General features: G+C 41.2%; 23 protein-coding genes. 7 read left to right on the forward strand and 16 right to left on the reverse strand.

The genetic code is table 11. The features are described from left to right. Nucleotides 1-73: 73 nt before the first annotated feature. The 4 genes from ACIGG7_RS06310 to ACIGG7_RS06325 form a co-directional block, all read right to left on the reverse strand. On the reverse strand, nt 74-1,288 hold the full coding sequence (locus tag ACIGG7_RS06310) for an MFS transporter (protein ID WP_224940125.1): 1,215 nt from the start codon (nt 1,286-1,288) through the stop codon (nt 74-76). 105 nt (nt 1,289-1,393) lie between these two features. Next, nucleotides 1,394-2,002: a superoxide dismutase gene (locus ACIGG7_RS06315; RefSeq protein ID WP_224940124.1), complete on the reverse strand. Its 609-nt coding sequence runs from the start codon at nt 2,000-2,002 to the stop codon at nt 1,394-1,396. Between the two features lie 367 nt (nt 2,003-2,369). Next, the gene (locus ACIGG7_RS06320; protein ID WP_224940123.1) at nt 2,370-2,849 is read right to left on the reverse strand and encodes a DUF456 domain-containing protein; all 480 of its coding nucleotides are present in this window, start codon (nt 2,847-2,849) and stop codon (nt 2,370-2,372) included. Nucleotides 2,850-2,924: 75 nt separating this feature from the next. Next, complete coding sequence (locus ACIGG7_RS06325; RefSeq protein ID WP_224940122.1) at nt 2,925-4,553, reverse strand: Na/Pi cotransporter family protein; 1,629 nt, start codon at nt 4,551-4,553, stop codon at nt 2,925-2,927. A gap of 246 nt (nt 4,554-4,799) precedes the next feature. Here ACIGG7_RS06325 and ACIGG7_RS06330 point away from each other — a divergent pair, with 246 nt between their 5' ends. Continuing rightward, the gene (locus ACIGG7_RS06330) at nt 4,800-5,573 is read left to right on the forward strand and encodes a DUF1189 domain-containing protein (RefSeq protein ID WP_224940121.1); all 774 of its coding nucleotides are present in this window, start codon (nt 4,800-4,802) and stop codon (nt 5,571-5,573) included. A 48-nt stretch (nt 5,574-5,621) separates the two neighbouring features. Here ACIGG7_RS06330 and ACIGG7_RS06335 read toward each other — a convergent pair whose 3' ends face one another. Next, nucleotides 5,622-6,800: an MFS transporter gene (locus tag ACIGG7_RS06335; RefSeq protein ID WP_397549196.1), complete on the reverse strand. Its 1,179-nt coding sequence runs from the start codon at nt 6,798-6,800 to the stop codon at nt 5,622-5,624. A 60-nt stretch (nt 6,801-6,860) separates the two neighbouring features. Between ACIGG7_RS06335 and ACIGG7_RS06340 the strand changes: the two genes are divergently transcribed. Then, nucleotides 6,861-7,226 carry a hypothetical protein gene (locus tag ACIGG7_RS06340; RefSeq protein ID WP_224940119.1) on the forward strand — a complete coding sequence of 122 codons (366 nt, stop codon included), beginning with the start codon at nt 6,861-6,863 and terminating at the stop codon, nt 7,224-7,226. Nucleotides 7,227-7,350: 124 nt separating this feature from the next. After that, nucleotides 7,351-8,460: a flavodoxin-dependent (E)-4-hydroxy-3-methylbut-2-enyl-diphosphate synthase gene (gene ispG / locus ACIGG7_RS06345; RefSeq protein ID WP_397549661.1), complete on the forward strand. Its 1,110-nt coding sequence runs from the start codon at nt 7,351-7,353 to the stop codon at nt 8,458-8,460. An 88-nt stretch (nt 8,461-8,548) separates the two neighbouring features. Here the strand turns inward: ispG and ACIGG7_RS06350 are convergent, their stop codons facing one another. Beyond that, nucleotides 8,549-8,932, reverse strand: a complete 384-nt coding sequence (locus ACIGG7_RS06350; RefSeq protein WP_206849957.1) for a DUF4190 domain-containing protein — start codon at nt 8,930-8,932, stop codon at nt 8,549-8,551. Nucleotides 8,933-9,134: 202 nt separating this feature from the next. Between ACIGG7_RS06350 and ACIGG7_RS06355 the strand changes: the two genes are divergently transcribed. Next, nucleotides 9,135-9,704, forward strand: a complete 570-nt coding sequence (locus tag ACIGG7_RS06355) for a hypothetical protein (protein WP_224940118.1) — start codon at nt 9,135-9,137, stop codon at nt 9,702-9,704. A gap of 29 nt (nt 9,705-9,733) precedes the next feature. Here ACIGG7_RS06355 and ACIGG7_RS06360 read toward each other — a convergent pair whose 3' ends face one another. From ACIGG7_RS06360 to ACIGG7_RS06380, 5 genes are all read right to left on the reverse strand, one after another. After that, nucleotides 9,734-10,096 carry a DUF1499 domain-containing protein gene (locus tag ACIGG7_RS06360; protein WP_224940117.1) on the reverse strand — a complete coding sequence of 121 codons (363 nt, stop codon included), beginning with the start codon at nt 10,094-10,096 and terminating at the stop codon, nt 9,734-9,736. Between the two features lie 102 nt (nt 10,097-10,198). Then, a complete protein-coding gene (locus tag ACIGG7_RS06365; protein WP_224940116.1) occupies nt 10,199-10,615 on the reverse strand; it encodes a Fur family transcriptional regulator in 417 nt (138 codons plus the stop codon). A gap of 3 nt (nt 10,616-10,618) precedes the next feature. Beyond that, nucleotides 10,619-11,476: a metal ABC transporter permease gene (locus ACIGG7_RS06370; protein WP_224940115.1), complete on the reverse strand. Its 858-nt coding sequence runs from the start codon at nt 11,474-11,476 to the stop codon at nt 10,619-10,621. Between the two features lie 18 nt (nt 11,477-11,494). Beyond that, nucleotides 11,495-12,268 (reverse strand): metal ABC transporter ATP-binding protein, encoded by a 774-nt coding sequence (locus ACIGG7_RS06375; protein ID WP_224940114.1) that lies wholly within the window; start codon nt 12,266-12,268, stop codon nt 11,495-11,497. Between the two features lie 156 nt (nt 12,269-12,424). Next, the gene (locus tag ACIGG7_RS06380; protein ID WP_224940113.1) at nt 12,425-13,306 is read right to left on the reverse strand and encodes a YitT family protein; all 882 of its coding nucleotides are present in this window, start codon (nt 13,304-13,306) and stop codon (nt 12,425-12,427) included. Nucleotides 13,307-13,399: 93 nt separating this feature from the next. On the opposite strand from ACIGG7_RS06380, the gene ACIGG7_RS06385 reads away from it, so the two are divergent. Then, nucleotides 13,400-13,654: a DUF2624 domain-containing protein gene (locus ACIGG7_RS06385; RefSeq protein ID WP_224940112.1), complete on the forward strand. Its 255-nt coding sequence runs from the start codon at nt 13,400-13,402 to the stop codon at nt 13,652-13,654. A gap of 50 nt (nt 13,655-13,704) precedes the next feature. On the opposite strand, the gene ACIGG7_RS06390 is transcribed toward ACIGG7_RS06385, so the two are convergent. After that, on the reverse strand, nt 13,705-14,598 hold the full coding sequence (locus ACIGG7_RS06390; protein WP_224940111.1) for a deoxyribonuclease IV: 894 nt from the start codon (nt 14,596-14,598) through the stop codon (nt 13,705-13,707). Between the two features lie 49 nt (nt 14,599-14,647). Then, a complete protein-coding gene (locus ACIGG7_RS06395) occupies nt 14,648-15,955 on the reverse strand; it encodes a DEAD/DEAH box helicase (RefSeq protein ID WP_224940110.1) in 1,308 nt (435 codons plus the stop codon). 307 nt (nt 15,956-16,262) lie between these two features. On the opposite strand from ACIGG7_RS06395, the gene vrrA reads away from it, so the two are divergent. Both vrrA and ACIGG7_RS06405 read left to right on the forward strand, forming a co-directional pair. Next, nucleotides 16,263-16,973: a VrrA/YqfQ family protein gene (gene vrrA / locus ACIGG7_RS06400; RefSeq protein WP_397549197.1), complete on the forward strand. Its 711-nt coding sequence runs from the start codon at nt 16,263-16,265 to the stop codon at nt 16,971-16,973. A gap of 170 nt (nt 16,974-17,143) precedes the next feature. Further along, nucleotides 17,144-18,100: a 4-hydroxy-3-methylbut-2-enyl diphosphate reductase gene (locus ACIGG7_RS06405; protein WP_224940108.1), complete on the forward strand. Its 957-nt coding sequence runs from the start codon at nt 17,144-17,146 to the stop codon at nt 18,098-18,100. Between the two features lie 42 nt (nt 18,101-18,142). On the opposite strand, the gene ACIGG7_RS06410 is transcribed toward ACIGG7_RS06405, so the two are convergent. The 3 genes from ACIGG7_RS06410 to cccA all read right to left on the reverse strand — a co-directional run bounded on the left by ACIGG7_RS06410 (nt 18,143) and on the right by cccA (nt 20,459). Beyond that, the gene (locus tag ACIGG7_RS06410; RefSeq protein WP_397549198.1) at nt 18,143-19,261 is read right to left on the reverse strand and encodes a Nif3-like dinuclear metal center hexameric protein; all 1,119 of its coding nucleotides are present in this window, start codon (nt 19,259-19,261) and stop codon (nt 18,143-18,145) included. Further along, nucleotides 19,258-19,968, reverse strand: a complete 711-nt coding sequence (locus tag ACIGG7_RS06415) for a tRNA (adenine(22)-N(1))-methyltransferase (protein ID WP_397549199.1) — start codon at nt 19,966-19,968, stop codon at nt 19,258-19,260. Before ACIGG7_RS06415 ends, ACIGG7_RS06410 begins: the two co-directional genes overlap by 4 nt. Before the next feature lie 116 nt (nt 19,969-20,084). Further along, the gene (cccA, locus tag ACIGG7_RS06420; RefSeq protein ID WP_397549200.1) at nt 20,085-20,459 is read right to left on the reverse strand and encodes a cytochrome c550; all 375 of its coding nucleotides are present in this window, start codon (nt 20,457-20,459) and stop codon (nt 20,085-20,087) included. Nucleotides 20,460-20,473 lie beyond the last annotated feature (14 nt).

Raw genomic sequence — 20,473 nt, forward strand, 5'->3', positions numbered from 1 at the left:
TATAGAATTTTTCAAGGATAATCTAGCCATAAGCAAAGAGAGGAAATCTTTCCCTCTCTTTGCTTAAAGTTCCTTATAAAGGCAGAACGACCTTTCGTACAAACAGATAGATCAGCGTATGTCCTGCCCCGAGAATCAACAGGAGAATGGGAATACTTTCTTCCTGGTTAAAAAAGGTCACGGCTACAATGAAGGAAAGAACAGATACAATTCTTCCGAGGTTCAAGAAAATTTCCCTTACGACAATATATTCGATTCTCATTTCAGCCGCATTCCATCCTGTCCCGATGACATCATAGGTCATAGATATATAAGGTACCAATAATATCGGATAGGCAATGGCAATGACGCCTGCATAAAGCAATAATTTCGTATAGGTTACATCAAATACAATCAGGAATATGGCCAGATAGAGTAGCACTCCACCAAGTAGGATGGCACGTTTCCTCAAGTTCTTCTTTATGACTCTGGAAGCAACATAGTACGCAATAAAAGCGATACCTGAGTTTATCAAGCCGAAGGTACCTATGGCAAATTCACTTCCCGTACTGATGAAAACAAAGACAGAAATGATAAAGATGAAGGTCCCTTCCCTGAGTCCCTGAAAAAAGTGAGCATTGGTGATGAGACGCCAGTTGTGATTATGTTTTCTTTCTTCCAGAATTCTGAGGAATAAATACCTCCCCGATGCAGGCCTTCTTTTCAAGAAAAAGCTCATTATCACCGCGATGGTAAATAATAAAAGAGAGAGTCCAAATACAATGGTATATCCCTTATAGGAAGCAAACCGTGAAATAATGAAACCGGCAAGGATCGGGCCGATCATTCCTCCGGCCGAAGTGAGAGTCCCAAGGAAGCCATTGAAGAAATCTCTCGTTTCCGGTTCGGTGATTTCAAAGGTCAACACATTGAACGCTAACCAGTAGAAGCCATAACCAATACCCAGTAACGCCCCCAATACGACAAGAAAATCCTCTGCCGATTCTCCGAATGCCAATACGGATATGTAAAAGAGAGCCAAAAAAATAACACCGAAGCGTAAAACAATCACCCGGTCCACTTTCTTTGCCCACCTTCCAGCCAATATAAACGTCAGAGGCTGAAAGATGACAACGGTTAAGTTATATATACCCAAATCAATAAATTCACCTGATTGCTTCCACAGGTAGATGTTCACAAATGTGTTCGAGAGGGCAATACTCAATGAGTACAATCCCCCGATTAACAGGAGCAAAGTCAGATCCCTCGTTAATTCAATGTCGCCTAATACCTTTTTAAAGCTACTCATGTGAAAACTCCCCTTTAACGTATCCCTATCTTTTGAAAAAGGGAAGGAACTTATACAAAAAAAAGAGAGGTTCCTTAAGGAACCTCTCTTTTGGCATAGATTTAATTATTTTGCAGCTGAGTAGCGCTTCGCTACTTCATCCCAGTTTACAACGTTCCAGAAAGCACCGATGTAATCAGGACGACGGTTTTGATAGTTCAGGTAGTAAGCATGCTCCCAAACGTCAAGACCTAAAACAGGCGTTTTCCCTTCCATTAAAGGACTGTCCTGGTTTGGTGTGCTTGTTACTTCTAATTCACCGTTGTTTACTACAAGCCAAGCCCAGCCTGAGCCAAAGCGTGTTGCAGCAGCATTCGCGAATTCTTCTTTAAATGCATCGAAGCTTCCGAATTTAGAAGAGATAGCATCTGCTAATTCTCCAGATGGCGCGCCTCCACCATTCGGTGATAATACCGTCCAGAATAGAGAGTGGTTAGCGTGACCGCCACCATTGTTACGTACTGCCGTACGAGCACCTTCAGGAACAGCATCTAAGTTAGAAACAAGATCTTCGATGGATTTGCTTAATAAATCATCGTGTCCTTGAAGTGCATCATTTACTTTTGTAACGTATGCGTTATGGTGTTTTGTGTGGTGAATGTTCATTGTTTCCTTGTCGATATGAGGTTCTAATGCATCATATGCGTAAGGTAGTTGCGGTAATTCGTAAGCCATTGTAAATTCCTCCCTATGTATAGTTTCCTGAATAGCAATATTCAGGCCGTTTCAGTATAAGATTACCAAAACAACTATAGCTGTTCAAATAATTTGCCTTCAATCTCTTACTTTTTTCTTACAAGAATAAAATACCCTATAATCTGCTGACTAGTCATTTGAAAATTTTTTTGTCATTATTCAAATTAAGAAAGGAGTGTTTGATTTGCGCTCCAGGTGCTCGCTTTCCGCGGGGCTGGCGGTGAGCCTCCTCGGGCTAAAGCCCTGTGGGGTCTCACCTGTCCAGCGTTTCCCGCAGGAGTCGAGCACCTTCCACTCCAATCAACAAAAGGTAAATGTCTTAACCCTAATCCCTAAACACAGCGGACTAAATGATCCAAAAGAAATAGATTGTCATAATGATTTGAATGACTCCTTTTGTAAATACACTTGAGATGAAGCCTACCACGGATCCTATTCCCACTTTTACGGCAGTCTTCAGGTTTGTCCGATGGACGACCCATTCTCCTATGACAGCACCCAGGAAGGGACCGATTAATATTCCTGCTACAGGTATGGCAAATGGACCAACCAGTAGTCCGATGGTACTTCCCCATATACCTGCCTTCGTTCCGCCGAATTTTTTGACTCCTATCAGGTTCGCCATATAATCGGCACCGAATAAAAGGGCAACAAAGAGGATCTGCACAGTCCAGAACAGCCCACTAAAAGGCTCAAAGCTGAAAAACACGCCATACAATAAGAAACTGCCCACTAAAAAGATGACACTTGGCAATATCGGGTACACCAAACCGACAAACGATAAAACCATGAGTATGATAATGATACTCCAGTAAACGATCTCCACGTCTCAACACCTCACTTTGAGTATAAAAAAAGCTGACCCCTTTGACAATTATCAAAGAGGTCAGTTTGACTTGCCTTATTCTACTCCCAATACTGCTTCAGCAATATTAACGGCATGATCACCAATACGCTCTAAATTACTGATGATATCCACATATACGATACCTGCTTGGCCCGAACATTTCCCTTCATTCAGACGAAGGATATGTTGTTTACGGAGCTTACGTTCCATCTTATCGATCTGATCTTCTTTTTCAGCCACTTCTCTGGCAATTTCAATATCGTTCAAATCTAATGACTTGATGGCCTTTTCAACTGTTTCAATAGTCAAATTGAACATGACTTCAAGATCAGACATGGCATCATCTGTAATTTTCACTTTATTTGATTGTTGATATTCGATTAATTCAATGATGTTTTCGAAATGGTCCCCTACCCGTTCAATATCGCGTACTGTATCCATCAGAATCGAATGACGCTCAGATTCTGATTCTGAAAGGGAGGCAGAAGATAAATCGACGAGATAGTTCGTAATCTTCTTATCCAGATTATTGATGGCACCTTCAATTTGATAAGCAGCTTCTGCATTTTTAGAGCTCTTCGACTTTAAGAATTCATTTGTTTCCTGCAAACCTTTAACCGCAAATGCTCCCATACGTAGAACTTCTTCTTTCGCTTGTCCCAATGCAATGGATGGAGATTGCTCGATAAACACAGGATCTAAATGCTTTGAATTATAGTCGACAATAGAGTCCTGACCTGGAATCAGCTTTGTTACGATGACCGCCAAGATGGCGATGAACGGAAATTGAATGATTGTATTCGTAAGGTTGAATGTTCCGTGTGCGAATGCAATCGTCATTGGTTCATTTAGATTAAATGTAGATTGTAGGAAGACTACAAACTTAGTGAAAAACGGCAATATGATTAAGAAAATAGTTGTCCCGATTAAGTTAAATAGTACATGGACCGCTGCTGCACGTCTTGCTGCTACAGATGCACCAAGGGCTGCCAGAACGGCTGTAATGGTTGTACCGATATTATCCCCGAATAAAATGGGTAATCCTGCTTGCAGGTCAACCAGGTTGGAGCTGTATAACTCCTGCAGGATACCGATTGTTGCGGAAGAACTTTGAACGATGACAGTAAATAATGTACCGACCACTACACCAAGAATTGGGTTATCACTCATACTTACGGTCAAATCATGAAATGCTTCAAGGGATCGTAAAGGTTTCATCCCTCCACCCATTAATTCAAGACCATAGAATAATGCTCCAAATCCAAAAATCATTTGACCAAAGTTATGGACTTTCTTATTTTTGAAGAAGAATAGCATGATGGTACCGACCGCAATGATCGGAAGGGCATATTCTCCAATATCAACACCAATGATAAAGGCTGTCACCGTTGTACCAATATTTGCACCCATGATGACACCGATTGCTTGTCTAAGGGTCATGAAACCGGCACTTACCAGTCCGACAACGATAACCGTCGTACCACTACTCGATTGGATCAGGACTGTAACAAAAATACCTGCCAATACACCCATGAATGGATTGGTCGTGAACTTATCCAGAATTTCCTTCAGGCGTTCACCGGCAGACTTCTGAAGTCCGTCCCCCATATACTTTATCCCAAAGAGGAAAATACCCAGTCCTCCAAAGAACTGAAACAACATTTCTTGCCAATTTAATTCCATTTTTTCAACCCCTACATATATTTTCGACATTAAACAACAAAAACCCCATATCATTTTTAATACATAATGGTTCAAACGTAAATACTTTTTACCCCAAATTTACAATAGGTTAATAAAAGTCGACTTTTATTACATTTATGTTACAAATGATATTCATTTTAAATTATTTTAGGCTGTCTATACTTGATGAAGTATAGAGACAAGCATAAAATAGAAGAGGTATGCACGAAAGGAGAAAAAAACTTAATGAATGTATTTCAGCAGTTGTATAAAAGTATCTATTCCCCAAAAGATATTGCAAAATTCCGGTTCCAGGGAATAGGAAAAACGATTCGTTTCATCTTCCTGTTAGCACTTATTTCCATCCTCCCTGTAGCAGTCCAATTTGTATCGTTTACCACAAATGCCCTCGATACACTAAGAGAGTCTGTCGAAAAAGAATTGCCATCCTTTTCTATTAAGAACGGTTCCTTATCTTCTGAATGGACAAAACCCTTTACCATGGAAAAGGATGACATCACCATCATACTTGACGATACCGGTCATGTGAATGAAGAAGATCTTGACAAGAATGAAAATACGATTGCTTTCTTACAGAAGGAATTCGTTGTCATTAATCAGGGTAACGTTCAATCTTCTTCCTATTCTATGTTCGGTGATACAGCCTTATCGAAAGAAGGTTTGCTTGATTTGCTTGATTCCTTAATCGATTTGAAATGGATACTGATCCCCGTTGCGCTATTTATCCTTTACCTGTTTACCTCGGGGATGACGTTTTTAAAGATAACCATTTTTGCTCTTATAGGCGTTACGTTCGCAAATGTCCTTAAGCGGAATTTACAATATCGACAAAGCTTCCGAATCACAGCCTATTCAGCTACTGTATCTACCTTGTTTTTTACCCTAATGGAATTATTGCAAACCAAGATTCCAGCCGCTCCCATATTGGATTGGTTTGTCATTACCATCATCCTTTATTTAGTAGTGAAAGAAATTCCTCAAAGGAAAATACGCCATTAAACAAAGTCCCCGTTCCTCTGGATGGGGACTTTGTTTTGTTAATTGAAACTATTGAATTTCAGGGTGGAACTCACCTTTTGTCCGTAAAGAAAGAAAAATAAAAAGAAAGACGTTGATGATTGAGAAACTGAAGGCAATCGCATACATCTGTGTAGGATCCACCCTCCATACCCCAAAGGCAATCGGCCCCATTGCCACACCACCGAATCTCACCGCTCCATAGAGACTTACAATAAGCCCCCTCTGTTGCTCAGGTACGCTGCCTGTAATGAATGTATTGATGACAGGCAGCATCAAACCTAATCCTCCAAAACTTAACGTGATGAAAAACATTAGAAACCCTAATGCAGAGAGCAGATTTAACAGCCCTAATGGGATGGACATCATAACCACACCGTACTTTAAATATGCCCACCCTAACTCTTCATCGGTCTTCAATCTCTTCCCGCACCAATAGGAACACATTGTCATCGCACCTAATGGGAAAATAAAAGAAAATCCTTTAAAAAATCCGTCAATATGAAAAGTATTTTCAATATGGTAGGAAAGATAGAAGAGCATGCCGAATAATAAAAATAAGCCTGTTCCCCCAATCAAATAGAGAGGTATCAATAAACGGCTCTTTGACATGAAAAGGGTAAAAAATGCTTTTTTGTCCATTTTATGACTTTCTTTTTTAGATTCCACCGTATTTCGTAAACCAAGCAAAATCAGGATCGATAATAACGGGAAGACCCAAAAGGATTGATTCCACAATACAAGTTGAGCGAGAGTGGCACCTGTAATCGGGGCAACTACTTTGCCGATACCATTAAAAACCTCCAATGAACCGAGCATCTTTGACCGTTCCTGCTCTTGATAAAGATCACCGATCAACGCCATGGCAAGAGGTGTCGTTCCCGCTGCCCCTACACCTTGTAATCCTCTACCTAGCATAAAAAGACCGACATACTCTCGACTAAAGATACAAAGGACACTTCCTAGAATCATCACCCATAGTGAAATCGTAATGATCCGTTTTCTTCCATAACGGTCTGACAATGCCCCTGCAAATGGAATGACCAGGGCTGCAGGTATCGTAAATGAACTTAAAATAAATCCGGACCAACCGCTGCTTAAATGCAAATCTGCTTCTATTCTGGGAATGATGGGAATGAGCATTGAATTTCCCAGTACCATCAATATAGGAAGTAAACCAATGATAAAGGGGAGAAGCTTATCCCTCATATTTCTTACAACTCCTTCTTGAGACCATTCAGACATCAAACTAATCGGGAGGAAATATAGATGAAAAGAATGGCTATATTCTTTGGTATTATCATTCTTCTATACAGTGTGTATTATGATTTAAATGAGGGAACGTTAAGGCTCCTGTATAAAGAAGCGACCGTCGCAACCACACAGCCCCAAGTAAATGCCAATCCACAGCAGCCTTCAGTCCCTGCTGAAAGAGAAGAAACTTCTTCCTCCCTCCCTTATGTGGAAATGGAAATCAAGCCAGGTGACACAGTATTGAGCCTAGTGGAAGACCTTCTTGATGGATCCATACCCGTTTCCATTGATCAAGTGATTAGCGACTTTGAGGAATTAAATGAGGTGTCCCCTGCAAAAATACAAATAGGAAAAACCTATAAAATACCGAATTATCAATGAACCCTTGCTCCAAAAAAACACCTATTTCTTGTCATTTCACACAAAACACTGTTACAATAGCTTCGTATTACTTATAATGAAACTTTGAGAACCTTTCTAAAGGAGCGAATTACACTTGAGTGAAATTATACATCGTTCAAAAACACGTCCGGTCAAAGTCGGAGATTTAACTATTGGCGGAAATAACGAACTTGTCATCCAAAGTATGACTACAACAAAAACGCATGACGTTGAAGCAACGGTTAAAGAGATCCATCGGCTTGAAGAAGCTGGATGTCAGGTCGTACGGGTTGCATGCCCTGATGAACGTGCTGCAAATGCCATTGCTGATATTAAGAAACAAATCAATATCCCACTTGTTGTCGATATACATTTTGATTATAAATTAGCTTTGAAAGCCATTGAAGGCGGTGCTGATAAAATCCGTATCAATCCAGGTAATATCGGTCGCCGCGAAAAGGTTGAAGCCGTCGTCAAAGCAGCGAAAGAGAAAGGTATCCCGATCCGGATCGGGGTAAACGCAGGAAGCCTGGAACGGAAAATCCTTGAGAAATACGGATACCCAACTGCTGATGGTATGGTCGAAAGCGCCCTTCATCACATTAAAATCCTCGAGGACCTTGATTTTCATGACATCATTGTATCCATGAAAGCATCTGATGTTAATTTAGCTATTGAAGCCTATACAAAAGCGGCTCAAGCATTTGACTATCCTCTTCACCTTGGTATCACAGAGTCAGGCACATTATTTGCTGGAACCGTAAAGAGTGCGGCAGGTCTAGGCGCTATCCTTAGCCTTGGAATCGGCAATACCCTTCGTATCTCCTTGAGTGCGGATCCTGTAGAAGAAGTAAAAGTCGCAAGGGAACTATTAAAATCATTTGGATTAGCGTCAAATGCCGCTACATTGATTTCCTGCCCAACATGCGGCCGGATCGAAATCGACCTGATTTCAATCGCCAATGAAGTGGAAGAATACATTTCAACCATTAAGGCACCTATCAAGGTAGCTGTTCTTGGATGTGCAGTGAATGGACCAGGTGAAGCCAGAGAGGCAGATATCGGTATAGCTGGAGCACGCGGAGAAGGACTTCTATTCCGCAAAGGAAAAACAGTCCGTAAAGTTCCTGAAGAGACGATGGTAGAGGAATTAAAGAAAGAAATTGACAAGATCGCGGAGGAATATTTCGCGAAACAGGAAGCTGAAAAGGACGAAAAGGAACTAGAAGTTTAATCGGATTAATGAAAAGAGGACTGACTTATGTCAGTCCTCTTCTTTTTAATTCTTGAAACGCTCCCAATTTCAAGAAAAACGATTGATTTTAAAAGAACGGCAGTACAAATAATCCTACGATTATTGATACGGCCCCAATTCCGATTGCCCAGGCACCAAGCATTTCTGCTCCCCTGCGCCTTGCCACAAATCCAAGTACGATTCCAGCTGCTCCCATTATGACCGGAAGAATAAACAAGGAAAGAATGGATAGTGCAAGGGCAGAGTACCCTAACACACGACCTGACGTTGTCGTATCTTCTACGGCATCATGTTCAAAGTCGCGGCTGACATTCATTGGAGCAGCAATTTCTGCTGCTGTTTCTTCACGATAATCATCTCTATCCACATCTGTTTCCGGATTGTCGTAATACACGTCGATATCTTGAAGATTTCGATCAACGCTATTTAATTCGCGTCGTTCATCACTCATACAGCAATCCCTCACTTTCTGTGTTTGGGAGCCTTCTTATTGTGTGTCAGTTCGCCCATTTTACTATGCTAATCTTTGTCATTTTTGTTAGCGGACCCTTCCCTTTTTTCATTCATATGGGAATTTATTTTTTGAAGGTTATTTCAACGTGGGGATTGTGTTAAAATTGAAGGAGTTTTTAGACAGAGGAGCATGATAAAGAATGAAACGTTTTGGAATCGATATTGATGGGACAGTAACGTCACCAGAATCTTTACTGCCTCACATAAATGATCATTTTCAATTAAATTTAACTTTACAAGACATCACCCAGTACGAACTGACAGAGGTTTTGGACATTTCACCCCAAACTTTTGGAAAATGGTTCAAACAAGCGGAGCCTGTCATATACCAAGAATCTCCCCTTGCTCACGGTGCCAAGAAGATCCTAGACCAATGGAAAGAAAAACATGAGCTGTATTTTATCAGCGCTAGAAGAACGGACCTTATTCAAATAACGAAAGAATGGTTCGATAAACAGGACCTCATGTATCACCATATAGAATTAATCGGATCACATGATAAAATTTCCACTGCTAAAAAACATGATGTCGATATCTTCTTTGAAGATAAACATGATAATGCAGTAGCCATATCAGAAGAACTCTCCATCCCTGTTGTATTGTTCAATACACCCTACAATCAAAAAGCGATTCCCGATGGAGTCATCAGGGTAAATGATTGGCATGAAGCGGACTCCTGGGTTCAGGACTGGCTTCGAAATCAATCTTAGAAAAAAGCCTCTTTACCCAGAGGCTTTTTCTATTGCTGGTTAAAAAATGATTTAAACTGCTCCACTCGATTCCTATTTACCTTGAAATCATAATATCCAAGGCGTGAGCCTGACTTCATATGCAAAAGATTGGCGCTTTCATCAATGTAAATTTCCAAGTCATCCTTAAACTTCAACCATTTGGAAGTAAATACCGCATGCACGTAATGCGACTGTTCTTCTTCGATTTCCACATGATCGAATTGATTCAGTGCCTTATGAATTTGTTCTTTCGTATCCTCAACCCCTCCGTTGATGGGAAGAGGTGCGATACGATGATAGGATGTAAGGTCAATGGTGCTGACGCAATTTTTCTTATTCGTAGGACAGTGACTAAATGGTACAGATTCCATGGCTACATCTCCTCTTCTTTCAATACTACTATTTTTCCCCTTCTTTTTGAGTCGTTAAACACTTCGACTATAAGCAAAAAAAAAGAGACCCTAAAAGGATCTCTATTGACACTGCGGGCACTTTCCATATATCTCAAATTTATGACCTGAAATATCATACCCTGTTTCAGATAAGTTTTCTTTTAATGCTTCCATCGGACATGTGTGAATTTCTTTCGTTTTCCCACAATCCATACAGATAAAGTGATGGTGATGATGGTGACTTTCACAAGTGAATCTAAAATGTCTTTCACTGGATAGTTCTGTCTCTTCCAGTATTCCAAGTTCAACGAACAGGCTCAAATTACGATAGATGGTATCAAAACTGAGTCCGGGATAATCTGCTTTCATGTACTCCAATACGTCCCTTGCCGTTAAGTACTTATTTGAACTAGAAAACAATTCAAGTAGTTGTTCCCGTTTACCTGTATGTTTATAACCTTTCGTTTTTAATAAATCCATTGCTTCGGTTACGTTCAATTTCTACACCTCACCTTTAGAAGTATGACTGGACGAGTTGATCTTCTTTATCATAATTGTCATGAGGAGAATCAATATGGCTGTCATGACAATCGTTCCACCAGGGGCAAGATTCAGATAAAAAGCGCTGACTAATCCGACGATGACAGAAATCTCTCCGAATAATAGGGAATATCCAATTGTCTGTTTAAAGCCATTTGCAATCCTGATACTTGCAGCTACAGGCAAAGTCATTAATGATGATACTAAAAGGATTCCCACGATGCGCATGGATGCAGCAATCACTAGCGCAACCATAATCATAAAGATAAAATGGATAGCCTTAGCCGGTATCCCGGACGCCTTTGCATGATCCTCATCAAAAGATAGAAGAAACAATTCTTTATACAATAAGACAATCACGGCAATGACAAGGACACTGATACCACCAATCAGATACAAGTCTCCCCTGCTGACTGCACTGACACTCCCGAATAAATAACTGAATAAATCTGTGTTGAAACCGTCTGCCAGTGAAATGAAAATGACACCTATCCCGATTCCCCCAGATAAAATGATTGGAATGGCCAGCTCCTGATAATGCTTATATACCATTCGTAATCGTTCAATGAATAAAGACCCCATCACAGAGAACGCCATTCCAAAGTATAGAGGGTTCAACCCTGCAAATCCAGGAACCATTTTACTCAGGTACAGACTCGCTGCAATACCGGAAAGGGTAACGTGACTCAGTGCATCGGCAATGAGAGATAATCTTCTTACGACGATGAATGCCCCCAATAATGGAGCGATAATCCCTATCAGGATTCCTGTAAGAAAAGCATTTTGTAAAAATTCATATTCAAATATTGCTTGAAGCATATTAATCCCTCCGATCGATCATGAATGATGTTCATGCTCATGATTCAAGAAATGTACATCATGACCGTAAAAAGAGGAAAGCTGATTTTCCTTGAGCTTCTCAAACTCTTCTGTTTTGCCATGGAAATGTAAATGTTTATTCAAACATGCAACATGAGTCACTTTGTTTGAAATGGATCCGATATCATGGGTGACAAGCACAAGTGTAATACCCAGATCCTTATTCAACCTTTCTAACATATCGTAGAAGTTCTGGACATTCCGGGCGTCGACCCCTACCGTAGGTTCATCCAGGATCAATACGTCAGGATGACTCACCAGTGCTCTTGCAATGAATACCCTTTGCTGCTGACCTCCTGATAGTTCTCCGATATTCCGTTTGGCGAACCGGGTCATGCCGACAGATTCAATCGCTTGATACACGTCCTGCTTGTATGCAGAAGACACACGCTTGAACAATCCAGCCTTCTTGGCTAGACCACTCGCTACCACTTCATAGACAGTTGCCGGAAATCCCGTGTTGAAGCTGTTGGCCTTCTGAGATACGAAGCCAATCCGATCCCATTCTTTGAATTTAGGCTGAGGTGTACCAAACAACTCAATCTTCCCCTGTTTTACACGCAATAGACCAAGAACAAGCTTTAATAATGTTGATTTTCCTGAACCGTTTGGACCCACGATCCCAAGAAAAGCACCCTTTGGTATGCTGAGGTTTATATCTTCGAGCACTCTCTCTCGCTCGTAACCGAAATTCACATCTTCTATTTTAATCACTGGATTTGAGGTATCCATTAACATCCACTCTCTTTATAAGAATCATTACGATTTAAAAGTACATAGGGTAGTATACATGATGTGTAGTTGATTGTAAATGATTCTGTTTATTACAGAAAAGGACTACCCTACTTGGGTAGTCCTTTAGCGTCTTTCAAATCGCTTTTGAACGGATCAATGGATGGCCGACTTGAATCGTGCCCCTTTTGTTTCCTGGGTGCTCATGATGGTGATGAATGCATTTGAGTCCACATCGGCAACGATGGATTTCAATTTTGTGACTTCAAGTCTTGTGACCACGACATATATGACCTCTTTATCATTATCCGTATAACCACCACGTCCCTTTAACATGGTTGTACCCCGTCCAAGCCTTTGTAAAATGGCATCCGATACTTCCAGATAATGATCGGAAACGATGATGACCGCTTTCGTTTCGTCCATACCCTGAATGACCGTATCGATCGTCTTGAAAGCGATATAATAGGTCATGACCGAATACATAGCCTCTTCGATCCCGAAGACAAACGCCGCCCATCCGAAGATGAAAATATTCATGAACATCACAAACTCTCCGACGGAAAATGGCAATTTCTTCGTTAACAGAATTCCCAGGATTTCCGTTCCGTCCAATGATCCTCCATGACGGATGACAAGCCCAACGCCCACTCCAAGAATCAATCCTCCAAAGACGGTTGCAAGGATTTCTTCTGTTACGAATGGGTCCATATGATGAAGGAGACTTTCTATGATTGCCAGAGCGACGATGGCAAACAGTGAAGATACAACAAAGGTTTTTCCGATTTGTTTATATCCTGAATACATAAAGGGAAGATTCAACAGAACCAACAGGGTGGAAAAATTAAGGAAAGGGATGGAATCGGAAACTAAATAATTTAAGATCAACGAGATACCGATGATTCCCCCATCAATGATATTATTCGGCACGAGAAACAGCTCAATTGATACAGCTGCGAGTCCAGCTCCGAGTGTAATGAAAAACAGACGGTAAATAAAATGAAGGGGACTTTCCTTCTTATGTACTCTTTGAGTCATCGTCAATTCCTATCCTTTCATCACTTATTTTTCAAATAAAAGTGTCACTTTCTTGGTGTGAGCGACATATGTATCAGTTGAGGAGTGATAAACATGAAGCTATTACAAAATGTGATCAATCACAAAATCAACCATATTACAAATGATGAATTATTCAAGTATGCCAAACAATATAACATTTCACTGACGCCAGAACAGGCGAATGCAATCGTTGCAAGCGTGAAAGGAAAAAACATCAATATCTTTGATGATAGCAAAAGAAGCCGGTTAGTTAAGAATCTGGCCAGGGTCATTGGTCCTGCGAAGGCCAAGGAAATCAACCAACTCTTTTTGCAACTCATCAGATAGTAAAGAAAGAGGAGGATTCTCAAATCTTGAGCCATGTCCTCCTCCAAATTTTACTGATTCAATATTTTTGTTAATACCTCTTCATCAAAGGTTTGATTACGCAGCATGTCGATCTCAAACTTGTAAGGAGGTTTTTTATTTTTCTTATCTTCCCCTACATACGGAGTCTCCAATATTTTAGGAACTTCCTTTAACTGTGGATGATGCACGATATAATTCAGTGCCTTAAATCCAATATGACCAAACCCTAAGTTTTCATGTCGGTCTTTAGCCGCTCCACGTTCATTCTTACTATCATTGATATGAAGGACTTTTAAGCGGTCAACGCCTACGATTTTATCGAATTCCTCCAGAACACCATCGAAATCTTCAACGATATTATACCCCGCATCATGTGTATGACATGTATCAAAGCAGACGGATAGGCGGTCGTTCAGTTCTACACCGTTGATGATTTGAGCCAGTTCTTCAAAGGATCTTCCACATTCGGAACCTTTCCCAGCCATGGTTTCCAAAGCAATTTGAACTTTATGATCTTTAGTCAATACTTCATTCAGACCTTCGATGATTTTCTCGATACCTTTATCTGCACCTGCTCCTACATGGGCACCGGGATGAAGGACGATTTGCCCTGCTCCAAGAGCTTCCGTGCGTTCAATTTCAGAACGGAGGAAATTGACACCCAACTCGAAAGTAGCAGGGTTGGTCGTATTGCCGATGTTAATGATATATGGAGCATGGACAACGATGTCCTCAATTCCATTTTCTTTCATGTGGGCAAGACCCGCTTCAATATTTAAGTCTTCAATCTTTTTTCTTCTCGTGTTTTGTGGAGCACCTGTGTAAATCATGAAGGTATTCGCTCCATAAGAAACGGCTTCTTCACTTGAAGACAGTAACATGTTCTTTCCACTCATGGAAACATGGGATCCAATTTTAATCATACTTTTCAGCTCCTAACTCCCTTATTGTATCGAATGTAAGTACAAACACTTACTTGTTTCTATTTTTTATTCTTCTTTCCCGCTTCTTGATTTGATCCATTTTGTATTTCATTTTCTTTTTATATCCCGGTTTTACGGCTTTTGGTTTACGGACCATTGACTTCGCTTTTTCGTCAATTTCATCAACGTTTGATTTTTGACGATTCTTACGTTTATTCAGGGCAGGCAGATCAGACCATTCACCTTTTTTGATATCACGATGAGAGAAGCTAACTCCCAGCTTCATCAAGCGATTCAGGGCATCTTCATCGGATGGTGTATAGATGGTATAAGCGATACCACTGTTCCCTGCACGCGCTGTACGGCCTGAACGGTGAATATAGAAGTCAAGATCTTGAGGGAGTTCAAAGTTAATGATGTGACTTACCCCTTCGATATCGATACCCCGCGCGGCAAGATCAGTCGCCACAATATATTGATAATCCAGGTTTCTTGTTTGTTTCATCATTTTTTTACGCTCACGGGGAGATAAATCACCATGAATCCGTCCAACCTTCAATCCTTTAGCGATCAGGGCATCAGCCACTTCATCCGCCTTTTGTTTCGTATTTGTGAACACAATCCCTAAATATGGATTGATCTCCACTAAAATATTATAGAGCAGATTTATTTTATCGCGGCTTTTCAGCGGTACGATCACATGTTCAATATTCTTTGCTGATAACTGTTCAGGCTCTACATGTGCATATTGAGGGTTCTCCATATATTTTTTCAAGAAAGGCTTAAGCTTCTCAGGAATAGTGGCAGAGAAAACTAACATTTGAAGTTTCTCTGGCATCTTGGCCGCGATCTGATCCACATCTTCAATGAATCCCATATCAAGCATCAGATCCGCTTCATCGATGACAAGCAAGGCTGCGGTATGGACAAATAATGCCTGATCCTTTACAAGATCATTGATACGCCCTGGAGTTCCAACTACGATATGAGGCTGGTGTTTTAATTTCTCGATCGTTCTCTGCTTATCCGTCCCACCAATATAACAACGGGATACAATCTCACTGTCTTTAGTAATCTTAAGTATTTCCTGATAAATCTGTTGTGCCAATTCACGTGTAGGTGCAGTAATAACAGCCTGTACCTGTTCAGAAGCTGCATTTACCTTTTCAATGATCGGTAGCAGGTAGGAATGTGTCTTTCCCGTCCCTGTTTGTGATTGTCCGATCGCACTCTGTCCTTTTAAAATCAGAGGGATCATTTTTTTCTGGATTTCCGTTGGTTCATAAAAGCCCAACTCTTCTACAGCTTCATTGATAAAAGTCTGAAATCCAAATTGCTGGAATAGATTCTTCTTCATTGTGTACATCTCCTTTTATCTTACTATCCTTTTATTACGCTGTCATCGGGATGGATGCCTTAAGTCGTTCGCATCATCACCACAGATCTATATAAAAGTATCGGATCACTTTTTATTGAAAGTGATTTTTATTTTCACGTAAGCAAGCGTCATATTTAAAGAACATCTAACCATTATAATCAATTTTCACGAAAACTTCTAGGTCAACCTGATATTAATTCAGATGATATTGTCACAATACCCTTTTTTCACCTATTGCATACTCTATAATGACAACGAATTTATTCAATGAAAGGAGGCTGTCATCATGCCGCCTAGAAGAGTGAGAAATCAAGGTCAGGATATGCGAAACCCTTTCGGAATGAGGCAGCGGCGGGGCAACGGCTTTGGAATGCAGCAGCCTGGCAGAAATAATTTAGGACTGGGACAGACACAACCCCCTCCGTTTCAATTTGGAAGGCAGAATCCAAATCAGGGCTTCAATATGGGAATGAATCAAAGAGGAAAGGGCCGGGGACAAGGCAAAGGGTTGTTGTCTAAGCTCCTTAAAAAAGGTGAGAATCGCGGTGCAGATGGAGGCGGCGGACTCCTGCAACAGTTTACCAGAGGTGATACTTCTGCTAATTCTACTGGGTTTGAACGATCTCCACAGGCAGCAGGTGGAATTATACAGACCCTCCTGAATCCCGGAAATGTAAATTCCTTTTTGTCCAACACACAACAGATGCTTCAGACGGCTCAACAGCTTGGCCCAATGTTTCAACAATACGGACCCATGGTCAAAAACATTCCGTCTTTGTGGAAGCTGTATCGGGGGTTAAAAGATATGCCAGCTGAAGATGCATCTGAAGAAAACACAGACGAAATTCAAAGCACAGAGGAAACTGGAATACCAGAAGCAGAAGCCCCTGTTAAGAAGAGAAAGAAAAAAAAGCCACGTGTTGAATTAGACGATGATGAAGAAATTAAAAATCAATCAGCTGCTCAATCGAGTTCAAAGCCAAAGCTCTATATTTAATAAGTCGAATCCCTAAGGGTAATGAATCGCCTGATAGGGATTATTTTTTTAGGACTAAGACCTGATTGATTCGTCCGAAAATCTTCCCAGTATATCGTACTCTTTGTCAGATAGCCCATTCTCCTTTATAATGAAATCAAAACCTTTTCTCAGTAGGAGGATATTCATAGATGGAAATTATTAAGATTACTCCGAGGGGCTATTGTTATGGTGTAGTAGATGCAATGGTCATTGCAAGAAATGCTGCACTGGACAAATCGCTTCCTCGTCCCATTTATATTTTAGGAATGATTGTCCACAACAAGCATGTAACCGATGCATTCGAGGAAGACGGGATCATCACCCTTGATGGAAGCAATCGAAAAGAAATCATTGAACAGGTAAACGAAGGGACCGTTATTTTCACTGCTCACGGGGTTTCTCCTGAAGTAAAGGAAATTGCCAAGCAAAAAGGCCTTGTCACCCTGGACGCAACCTGTCCCGATGTCACAAAGACACACGACCTGATCAGGGCCAAAGAGGCTGAAGGGTACGACGTGATCTATATCGGTAAGAAAGGACATCCCGAACCTGAAGGGGCTGTAGGTGTAGCACCTGAAATCGTTCATCTCGTTGAAACAGCGGAGGATGTTGAAAAGTTATCCATTGACAATGAAAAGATCATCGTGACCAACCAAACGACCATGAGTCAATGGGATGTACTCGATACAATGGACAAAGTGAAAGAAATGTACCCTCACGTTGAGCTGCACAAAGAGATTTGCCTTGCAACTCAAGTACGACAGGAAGCTGTGGCCGAGCAGGCCGGAGATGCTGACGTTCTTATTGTCGTAGGTGATCCAAAGAGCAATAACTCCAATCGTCTAGCTCAAGTATCAAAGGACATCGCAGGTACACCGGCTCATCGAATTTCAGACATTAGCGAGCTCGAGATTGACTGGATCAAAGACGCCAACATCGTAGCTGTTACGGCTGGTGCCTCCACTCCTACCCCTATCGTGAAGGAAGTCATCAAATTCCTTGAAGCATTTGATCCGGAAGATGATTCCACTTGGACAAGAGAGCGCAATGTTCCATTGAATAAAATACTCCCGAAAGTACGTAAAGCAAAAATGGGAACAAAATAAACATCAAAGACCCCTTACAAAAAAGTAAGGGGTCTTTCCATGTTACATATACGTAAAGGGGTTCGTTTCTGCTTTTGATGCAAAGATATTTACAACATATCCTTTTTCCGAGCATCGTTTCGCTAAATGAGCGGCCACTCCCTCTTTCATCACCTTCTCAATATGATGTCCAGCGTCCACTACATTCAGGCCCATCATCATGGCGTCATGTGCTGTATGATAGTAGATATCTCCGGAAACGAACACATCCGCGCCCTGTCTTTTGGCTTTTCCAATGAACTTATTTCCATCGCCGCCGAGTACGGCCACTTTCTTGACAGTCGCATTTCCGTCCCCAATCATTCTGATTCCATCCATGCCAAATGTTTTCTTTACCAACAAAGCAAAGTCCCGAAGTGTCATTTCCTCTGGTAAATACCCTATTCTGCCGAGCCCCAGGGCAGGCAATTCATTCTCAAGCGAATAAATATCATAGGCCACCTCTTCGTACGGATGATGGGTGAACATCGCTTTCAGTACTTTTCTCTCCAGGGAAACAGGATAAACGGTTTCTATCTTTTCTTCGGTCACTTCCTCAACCACACCCTGTACACCTAAGTGAGGGTTTGTTCCTTCTTCAGGGAGGAATCTCCCCTGCCCTTCGGTTGAGAAGCTGCAATGAGAATAATTCCCGATATGTCCGGCTCCCGCTTTCCCTAACGCCTCTCGCAATTGCTCAGCATTTTCTTTCGGCACATACACTGCCAATTTCCGAATATCCTCTTGATACGTAGGAACGAGTACAGATGAATCCTGTAACTTCAGCATATCAGATAGCAGATCGTTCACTCCGCCTACTGCAACATCCAAATTGGTATGTGCAGCATACACAGCGATATCATGCTTGATTAATTTTTCAATCATACGGCCTTGATATGAGTCCGTATGAAGTGCTTTCAAAGGACGAAACAAAGGGGGATGATGGGCGATAATCAATTTGACGTTATTCTTAATCGCTTCATCCACGACGTTTTCAAGAACATCTAGGGTGATCATGACATTATCTACCTTTTCATTAAGTCTTCCGATTTGAAGTCCGATGGGATCTCCCTCTTCTGCCAAATATTTTGGGGAGAATTCCTCGAAAAGCTGTATGATCTGATGACCGTTTACTGTTTTCATGAATGGATGACCTCCTCGACCACTTTGATCTTCCCGATGAGTTCACTTTTTCGGTCTTCTAGAGCTTCGGTTTTTTCTGCCTTCTCCATATTATTCAATATATTTTTCCATTGACGAAGTTCCTGATTCCACTTCTTAAGAAAAACCGGACTCTTTTCATTCATTAAAAATGGACCAAGCAATAGCTCTTTTTCAACTTCCCTGGAATAATGATTCCTTGGGTCGCCTTTTTCCGCAACTAAAATTTCATAGAGCTTATCATCTTCTTCAACGATTTCCTCTGCAATCAAATCCCATTCATTATCCATCAACCAGGTCCGAATGGATTTCGCACTCACATTGGGCTGGAGGATCAAACGTGGTTCATTCGTCAGTTTGTGCTTTCCTTCCTCAAGAATTGAAGCAATCAATGTTCCTCCCATTCCGGCAATCGTGATGCAATCCACTTCCCCCGGGGTAATGACTTCCAACCCGTTTCCTAATCTCACTTCTACTTCCTTTGTCAATTCAGCCTCTTCTACTTGTTTTTTTGCAGAAAGGTAAGGACCTTTCACCACTTCACCAGCGACGGCTGAAGAAGCAATGCCTTTGTTCACTGCATAACAGGGAAGATAAGCATGATCTGACCCGATGTCCGCAATTCGAGATTGTTTTGGTATGTATGAGACCACTGTTTCAAGTCGTTTTGATAATTGTTGAATATTCATTCCATGTGTCACCTTTACTCATTTATTGGATTCATAGTATGGTACTCATTCTAACCAACTTTCCCCTATAAAAAAAGCCCTTTGTCTAAAGACAAAGAACCTTTTTCAATCATTCATTATTTAAGTGATTTGATCCAGTCTGCCATTGCATCAAGATTTTCATCTGCTACAAGACCAGCCGGCATGATGCCACCACCATTTTTGATTCTATCTTTGATCTCATCTTTCGATAGCTTCGTTCCTTTAAGAGCAGGACCGGCACCACCTTCATAGTTACCACCGTGACAAGATACACAAGACTCCTTGTACTTCGCTTCAGGATCGAACTCCCCGCTTGAAGCCTTTTCGCCTTCTTCACCAGCCATTTCGCCATGCTTTTCTTCCTTCGCTTTTTCATCGGCATTATTAAGGCCTTCAATCGATAAGAAGAAAACAAGACCAATCCCAAGAGCCATAATAAGTACGAATGGAATGATTGGATTACGATTCATGATTTTAACCTCCC

The organism is Rossellomorea sp. NPDC077527 (assembly GCF_044542955.1).
GTDB classification, from domain to species: domain Bacteria; phylum Bacillota; class Bacilli; order Bacillales; family Bacillaceae_B; genus Rossellomorea; species Rossellomorea aquimaris_E.

Coding starts and splice junctions, on each gene's coding strand:
- ACIGG7_RS06335 (WP_397549196.1), bottom strand. CDS start 6,800: ATGAGGGATAAGCTTCTCCCCTTTATCATTGGTTTACTTCCTATATTG.
- ACIGG7_RS06405 (WP_224940108.1), top strand. CDS start 17,144: ATGGAAATTATTAAGATTACTCCGAGGGGCTATTGTTATGGTGTAGTA.
- cccA (WP_397549200.1), bottom strand. CDS start 20,459: ATGAATCGTAATCCAATCATTCCATTCGTACTTATTATGGCTCTTGGG.
- ACIGG7_RS06360 (WP_224940117.1), bottom strand. CDS start 10,096: ATGGAATCTGTACCATTTAGTCACTGTCCTACGAATAAGAAAAATTGC.
- ACIGG7_RS06330 (WP_224940121.1), top strand. CDS start 4,800: ATGAATGTATTTCAGCAGTTGTATAAAAGTATCTATTCCCCAAAAGAT.
- ACIGG7_RS06410 (WP_397549198.1), bottom strand. CDS start 19,261: ATGAAAACAGTAAACGGTCATCAGATCATACAGCTTTTCGAGGAATTC.
- ACIGG7_RS06350 (WP_206849957.1), bottom strand. CDS start 8,932: ATGAGTGATGAACGACGCGAATTAAATAGCGTTGATCGAAATCTTCAA.
- ACIGG7_RS06385 (WP_224940112.1), top strand. CDS start 13,400: ATGAAGCTATTACAAAATGTGATCAATCACAAAATCAACCATATTACA.
- ACIGG7_RS06355 (WP_224940118.1), top strand. CDS start 9,135: ATGAAACGTTTTGGAATCGATATTGATGGGACAGTAACGTCACCAGAA.
- ACIGG7_RS06415 (WP_397549199.1), bottom strand. CDS start 19,968: ATGAATATTCAACAATTATCAAAACGACTTGAAACAGTGGTCTCATAC.
- ACIGG7_RS06390 (WP_224940111.1), bottom strand. CDS start 14,598: ATGATTAAAATTGGATCCCATGTTTCCATGAGTGGAAAGAACATGTTA.
- ACIGG7_RS06325 (WP_224940122.1), bottom strand. CDS start 4,553: ATGGAATTAAATTGGCAAGAAATGTTGTTTCAGTTCTTTGGAGGACTG.
- ACIGG7_RS06370 (WP_224940115.1), bottom strand. CDS start 11,476: ATGCTTCAAGCAATATTTGAATATGAATTTTTACAAAATGCTTTTCTT.
- ACIGG7_RS06375 (WP_224940114.1), bottom strand. CDS start 12,268: ATGGATACCTCAAATCCAGTGATTAAAATAGAAGATGTGAATTTCGGT.
- ACIGG7_RS06395 (WP_224940110.1), bottom strand. CDS start 15,955: ATGAAGAAGAATCTATTCCAGCAATTTGGATTTCAGACTTTTATCAAT.
- ACIGG7_RS06310 (WP_224940125.1), bottom strand. CDS start 1,288: ATGAGTAGCTTTAAAAAGGTATTAGGCGACATTGAATTAACGAGGGAT.
- ACIGG7_RS06340 (WP_224940119.1), top strand. CDS start 6,861: ATGAAAAGAATGGCTATATTCTTTGGTATTATCATTCTTCTATACAGT.
- ACIGG7_RS06380 (WP_224940113.1), bottom strand. CDS start 13,306: ATGACTCAAAGAGTACATAAGAAGGAAAGTCCCCTTCATTTTATTTAC.
- ACIGG7_RS06315 (WP_224940124.1), bottom strand. CDS start 2,002: ATGGCTTACGAATTACCGCAACTACCTTACGCATATGATGCATTAGAA.
- vrrA (WP_397549197.1), top strand. CDS start 16,263: ATGCCGCCTAGAAGAGTGAGAAATCAAGGTCAGGATATGCGAAACCCT.